This window comes from Mesorhizobium sp. M4A.F.Ca.ET.050.02.1.1 (assembly GCF_003997725.1).
GTDB lineage: Bacteria > Pseudomonadota > Alphaproteobacteria > Rhizobiales > Rhizobiaceae > Mesorhizobium.
In genome coordinates this window covers 1-2,099 of record NZ_RZSG01000939.1, presented here as the reverse complement: position 1 = coordinate 2,099, position 2,099 = coordinate 1, and the positions used below count along the sequence as shown (strand labels likewise).

Genomic DNA, 2,099 nt, shown 5'->3' with positions numbered 1-2,099 from the left:
GGACCCTTGAGGCCGCCGGGTAACGCGCCAGCACAACGGCGGCCTCAAGGGTCCATGTTCTCTGTGGTCCCGGCAACAATGGGGGCGATGGCTATGTCGTGGCGAGATTGCTGGCCGAGGCCGGTGTCAATGTCGCGGTGTGGGTATCGGGCAAACCGCGAGCCGGCAGCGATGCCGCGATTGTCGCGGCGGAGTGCCCCGCAAAAGCTCGACCGCTCGCGGCATTTGCCGCCGAGAAAGGCTCCATTATCGTCGATGCTCTCTATGGGGCAGGACTCTCGAAGCCCCTGTCCGGTCACGACGCCACGGCGATCGAAATGGCCAGGGAAATCGATCTGCCGGTGATCGCCGTCGATCTACCCTCCGGCGTCTCCGGTGCAAGCGGTGCCATTCTCGGCGCGGCATTCAGCGCCGAGGTCACGGTCACCTTCGCACGCAAGAAACCCGGTCATCTGCTGCTGCCGGGGCGGGAACGCTGCGCTGAGGTCGTGCTGGCGGACATCGGCATTGGCGATGCGGTCATTGCGCAGCTTGGCGTGTCGACGTTCGAGAACACCCCCTCGCTCTGGCGAGCTGATTTTCCAGTCCCGGCCACCGACGCGCATAAATACAATCGCGGCCATGTCGGTGTGTTTTCCGGCGGGCCGTCCGCAACCGGCGCCGCGCGCTTGTCGGCGCTTGCCGCCGCGCGGGCAGGGGCAGGGGCGGTGACCGTGCTGTCGCCAGCGAACGCCATGCAGGCGAATGCCGCGCACCTGACTTCGATCATGTTGCGCAGGACCGACACTGTCGTCGACCTGAACGACTTCATCGGCGAACGGCGGCCGTCGGCCTTTGTCCTCGGACCTGGCTTCGGCGTTGGCGAAAGGACACGGGATCTTGCCTTGGCGATACTGAGGGCTGGACTGCAAGGTGCGGCCAGCGGGATCGACGGGCTGGTGCTCGATGCCGATGGCATCACCTCGTTTCGCGATGAGCCTGACATCCTCTTTGAGGCTGCTCACAAGCCGCACGCTCCCATATTGGTAGTGACGCCGCATGAAGGTGAGTTTGTCCGCCTGTTTCCGGACATTGCTGCAGACAAGAACCTCTCCAAGTTGGCCAGGGCCCGCGCGGCCGCCCAGCGCGCCAATGCGGTCGTCGTCTACAAGGGCGCCGATACGGTGATCGCGGCGCCGAACGGCCTGGCGGCCATCAACAACAATGGCGCGCCATGGCTTGCCACCGCCGGGTCGGGTGACATTCTGGCCGGCATCATCGCCGGGCTTGGGGCGCAAGGCATGGCGGTGTTCGAAGCAGCGGCTGCGGCGGTCTGGATCCATGCCGAGGCCGGCAACCGCTTCGGTCCGGGGCTGATCGCCGAGGATCTGCCGATCGCCATGGTTCCGGTGCTGCGAGAGCTGGTCGCAGCCCGTCAAGCTGAGGCCCTCGCATGAAGCGACTTGCGCTCGTCTTGTCGATCATCTTCGCGCTGCCTGCGCCGCATGGCGCACGCGCCGAGGCACCGGTGACCATCGTCGACGATCCAGCGGTGCTTGCCGCGCTCGATGCCAAGGGATTCTCATTCGCCGGCGTGTTCAGCGTCGACGGGAAGGATGATTTGAAGACCCTCTACGACAAGGCGCCGGCCTATCATGCCATCGTCGAGACGGTCGCGGCCGACGTCGCCGCGCTGCGCGCCGAAATGAAGGCCGGAGGGCGACCGCTCTACGAGGTTACCGACGGCAATGTCGGCCGCATCATGGACATGCGCTGGCTGAAGACGGAAGCGGCGCGCTTTCGGCTGGTCGGCGTTGTCAACCGGCTCGACCGGCGCGATTTCGCCGCCTTGAGCGGCGACCAGGGTTGCGGCGAAGTGCGTTTTATCTACCGTCTTGCCTACAGCTTCAGGAAGAACGGCAAGGTGCTGGCCTCGCGGCTGCCGTTCAATTTCAACGCTGTCTACAGTGTCGCGCCGGATGCCGATGGCGGCTGCGTCGGCGTTGCCGGGCGCTGGACGCCGCAACTCGACGAGGCCGTCGATGCCGGCTGGCTGGCCGGCGGGCCGCTGGCGCCGGAAGAGCTGACCTTCAAGCAGCTCGAACTCAACGCGCAAGTGG

General features: G+C 65.8%; 2 pseudogenes. Both read left to right on the top strand.

Going from position 1 to position 2,099, the window contains the following annotated elements:
* Positions 1–38: 38 nt before the first annotated feature.
* A pseudogene (locus EOA33_RS33385) lies at positions 39–1,436 on the top strand (NAD(P)H-hydrate dehydratase); the annotation flags it as partial.
* Positions 1,433–2,099, top strand: a pseudogene (locus EOA33_RS33380) (hypothetical protein); the annotation flags it as partial. The pseudogenes EOA33_RS33385 and EOA33_RS33380, both read left to right, overlap by 4 nt.